Annotated in this window: 4 protein-coding genes and 1 pseudogene; 1 reads left to right on the plus strand and 4 read right to left on the minus strand. The window is 64.4% G+C overall.

Annotated features, from left to right (window positions below; all coding sequences use genetic code 11):
- Window positions 1-16 precede the first annotated feature (16 nt).
- Entirely contained in the window at window positions 17-1,018 is a 1,002-nt protein-coding gene (locus tag EN925_RS26330; protein WP_013527881.1) for a D-glycerate dehydrogenase, read from the plus strand.
- 47 nt (window positions 1,019-1,065) lie between these two features.
- Here the strand turns inward: EN925_RS26330 and EN925_RS26335 are convergent, their stop codons facing one another.
- From EN925_RS26335 to EN925_RS26350, 4 genes and pseudogenes are all read right to left on the minus strand, one after another.
- Entirely contained in the window at window positions 1,066-1,554 is a 489-nt protein-coding gene (locus EN925_RS26335; RefSeq protein ID WP_013527880.1) for a GNAT family N-acetyltransferase, read from the minus strand.
- A gap of 4 nt (window positions 1,555-1,558) precedes the next feature.
- Window positions 1,559-2,314 (minus strand): molybdopterin-synthase adenylyltransferase MoeB, encoded by a 756-nt coding sequence (locus tag EN925_RS26340; RefSeq protein WP_013527879.1) that lies wholly within the window; start codon window positions 2,312-2,314, stop codon window positions 1,559-1,561.
- A 31-nt stretch (window positions 2,315-2,345) separates the two neighbouring features.
- Window positions 2,346-3,491, minus strand: coding sequence for a DNA replication/repair protein RecF (gene recF, locus EN925_RS26345; RefSeq protein ID WP_013527878.1), 1,146 nt, complete (start codon window positions 3,489-3,491; stop codon window positions 2,346-2,348).
- A gap of 82 nt (window positions 3,492-3,573) precedes the next feature.
- A pseudogene (locus EN925_RS26350) lies at window positions 3,574-3,962 on the minus strand (DNA polymerase III subunit beta); the annotation flags it as partial.

Raw genomic sequence — 3,962 nt, forward strand, 5'->3', positions numbered from 1 at the left:
ACTCGAGAGGGAAACAATGGCAGGCAAAAAAAGGCCTCTTGTCGTCATCACGCGCAAGCTGCCCGACCCGGTCGAGACCCGCATGCGCGAACTGTTCGACGCAAGGCTGAATGTCGAGGACCGGCCGATGACGCAGCCGGAACTGGTCGCGGCGGTCAAGGAAGCCGACGTTCTGGTGCCGACCATTACCGACAATATCGACGCGGCGCTGATCGCTCAGGCAGGCGACAACCTCAAGCTGATCGCCAATTTTGGCAACGGCGTCGACAAGATCGATGTCGCGGCTGCGGCCAAGAGGGGCATCACCGTCACCAACACGCCGAATGTCCTGACCGAAGACACCGCCGACATGACGATGGCGCTGATGCTGGCGGTGCCGCGGCGGCTCGCGGAAGGCGCCAATGTGCTCACCGGCGACAAGAAATGGGCCGGCTGGTCGCCGACCTGGATGCTGGGCCGGCGCATCTGGGGCAAGCGGCTCGGCATTGTCGGCATGGGGCGGATCGGCACGGCCGTAGCCAGGCGGGCCAAGGCCTTCGGACTGTCGATCCACTATCACAACCGCCACCGCGTGCTGCCGGCCGTGGAAGACGGGCTGGAGGCGACCTATTGGGAAAGCCTCGACCAGATGCTGGCCCGCATGGATATCATCTCGGTCAACTGTCCCTCGACGCCGGCAACCTTCCATCTGCTTTCGGCGCGGCGGCTGGCGCTACTGCAGCCCACCGCCTATGTCGTCAACACCGCGCGCGGCGACATCATCGACGAGGAAGCACTGGTCAAGCTGATCCAGGACGGCAAGATCGCCGGCGCCGGCCTCGATGTCTACGAGCACGAGCCGGCCTTGAACGGCAAGCTGCTGAAGCTCGCGGCCAAGAACAAGGTCGTGCTTTTGCCGCATATGGGCTCGGCGACGCTCGAGGGCCGTATCGACATGGGTGAAAAGGTCATCATCAACATCCGCGCCTTCGTTGACGGCCACCGCCCACCAGACCGCGTGCTGCCGCTCAGGACCTGATGCTGTCGCGGTGCAATATCCGTGGCCCACAAACCGTAAGATAAGACTTACGGGAGGGCTTTGCGCATGGTGACCGAAGTCGGCCTGGCATAGCCGTCATGCGCCGTCCGTTCAGTTTCGCGAAAGCCGAGGCGAGCAAAGGCCGCATGGTTTGCGGTCAACTCGATCCGCGTCTGAAGCTCGATGGCGGCCTTGCCGCGGCTGCGGGCAAGGTCTTCGACCGCCTGCATCAGCTGCCGTCCAATGCCTTGTCCCTGGCAGTCCGGCGCCACGGCGAGCTTGCCGACATAGAACTCTGCCACCTTTTCAAGGGCAAAGACGCAGCCGACGATCCGATCGCCCTTGAGCGCCACGAAGCCGGTCTCCCGCCCTGCCTTGTCCCGCAGAGTGTCTGCGGTCAAAAGGTGGGCCGAGGAGGGCGGGTCGATGACATCGTCCATCGAGGCGAAGGCACGCATGATCAATGCGAGCACATCGTCCCAACGGTCGAAATCGGTCGGGATCCGCCTGATGGAGACTGCTTCGATCCGGCCCAAGAATTCAGCTTCTCTTGTAACGGATGGTGTCGAAGCGCGCCGCCAGCCCATCATAAAGCAGCAGCCGGCCGACCAGCGGTTCGCCCACGCCGGTGATCAGCTTGACCGCCTCCATGGCCTGCAGCGTGCCGATGACGCCGGTCAGCGCGCCAAGCACGCCGACTTCGGCGCAGGACGGCACCAGGCCCGGCGGTGGCGCTTCGGGAAACAGGTCACGATAGCCTGGGTTGGGCTTGCCGTCCTTGCCGTCTTCGAAGGGCTTCAGCACCGTGACCGAGCCGTCGAAGCGTCCGACGGCGGCATGCACCAGCGGTTTCCCAGCGCTCGCGCAGGCATCGGCCACGGCGTAGCGCGTTTCGAAATTATCGGAACCGTCGACGACGATGTCATAGCGGGCGACGAGGGCAGGCGCATTGTCCGTGGTCAGCCGGAACGTATGCGGTTCGACTGTGGTATTGGGATTGATGCGGGCGATTGCCGCCTTGGCGCTGTCGGTTTTCAGCAGGCCGACAGTGTCGGTGCCGTGAATGACCTGACGCTGCAGGTTGGAGAGCGAAACGGTGTCGTCATCGACCACGCCAAGCGTGCCGACGCCGGCGGCGGCAAGATATTCAAGCACCGGGGCGCCCAGCCCGCCGGCGCCGATGACCAGCACCCGGGCCTGCTTCAGCCTCTGCTGTCCGGCGCCGCCGATTTCCGGCAGCACGATGTGGCGGGCATAGCGTTCGATCTCGTCTGCGGTCAGGGCGGCAGTGGTCATTGCCTGATCATACAGGCACGGAAAAACCTTGTCAGGGGTCTTCGGTTGGCCCAACCGTCCCGTGGTCGACGGTCAGGAATTGCGCACGGCCCTGGAGACTGGAAAACAGCGCAGCATCGGTTCCTGTCATGAATGCCTGGCAGTTCAGTTCCTCCAGGATGGAAAACAGCGCCGCGCGCCGCCCGCTGTCGAGATGCGCAGCGATCTCGTCGAGCAGCAGGATCGGCGTCATGCCCGACATTTCGCCGGTCAGCCTTGCGTGCGACAGCACGATGCCGACCAGCAGCGCCTTCTGCTCGCCGGTCGAGCAGAGCTCGGCCGGCATCGCCTTGGGGCGGTGCCGAACCACCAGGTCCGAACGGTGCGGGCCGTCGAGCGTACGCCCGGCGGCGCGATCGCGCTCGCGGCCCTCGGCAAGCGTCCGACGGAAGCGTTCCTCCACATCGACCGCCGGCGCCACGGCAATCTCGGCTTCCAGCTCGCCTGAAAGGCCGATATCGGCTTGCGGAAACGGTCCCGTGTCGGGCAGCCTGTCGATCATGGCGGCCAGCAGGCGCACCATCTCGGCGCGCGCCGCGGCAATCGCCACACCGGTTTCGGCCATCTGCGTCTCGATAGCGTCGAACCAGCGGTCGTCCCGAGAGCTTTCGGTAAGCAGTCGGTTACGACCGCGCATCGCCTTCTCGTAGTCGATCGCACGTTGCCCGTGGCCGGGATCGATCGCCAGCACCAGCCGGTCGAGGAAGCGCCGGCGATCCGCGGCCGGTCCGGTGAATAACGCGTCCATGGCTGGCGTCAGCCAAACCACGCGCAGCCATTCCAGCATGTCCTCGGCCGAACGCGCCGAAGCTCCGTTGATGCGTACCCGCCTGCCGCCTTCGCCGGCGGTGTCACCGCCGGAAATGCCTGTTCCGATCTCGACCTGGCCATCAGGTCCGTCGAGCCGGGCATGCAGCGCAAAGCCGCCGTCGCCGCCCTCGCGCGCGACATCGGCGTAGGGCGCGCGGCGCAAGCCACGTCCCGGTGTCAAAAAGGAGATCGCTTCGAGGAGATTGGTCTTGCCGGCGCCGTTGTCGCCGGAAAAAACCACGGCACCTGGCGCCAGATCGATCGTCAGCGCCGCATAGTTGCGGAAATTAGTAAGTGTTAGCTTACTTATATGGTTCTGTGCCGGCAACCGCTATCCGCCTATAGAAGTCGCCGTAAATATCGCGCTTGCCGCCGGTCCACAACAGGACCGAAGTGCTGACACCGCGCCGCTACACGCGCATCGGCATCAGCACATAGAGTGCGGTCTCGTCGGCCATGTCGTGGATCAGCGTCGGCGAACCGGCATCCGCCAGCATGAACTTGGCCTCCGTGCCGGTCAGCTGCGCGGCAACGTCGAGCAGGTACTTGGCGTTGAAGCCGATCTCGATCGGATCGGATGAATAGTCAGCGGACAGTTCTTCGGTGGCGCTGCCTGAATCCGGATTGTTGACCGCAAGCGTCACCTGACCCTCGCTGATCGACAGCTTCACCGCGCGACCGCGTTCGGAAGAGATGGTCGAGACACGATCGACGGCGGCGGCAAAGCTCTGGCGGTCGATGATCAGCTTCTTGTCGTTGCCTGTCGGAATGACCCGCTGATAATCGGGGAAGGTGCCGT

Source organism: Mesorhizobium sp. M7A.F.Ca.US.006.04.2.1 (assembly GCF_004022915.1).
In the GTDB taxonomy this organism is placed as follows: domain Bacteria; phylum Pseudomonadota; class Alphaproteobacteria; order Rhizobiales; family Rhizobiaceae; genus Mesorhizobium; species Mesorhizobium ciceri.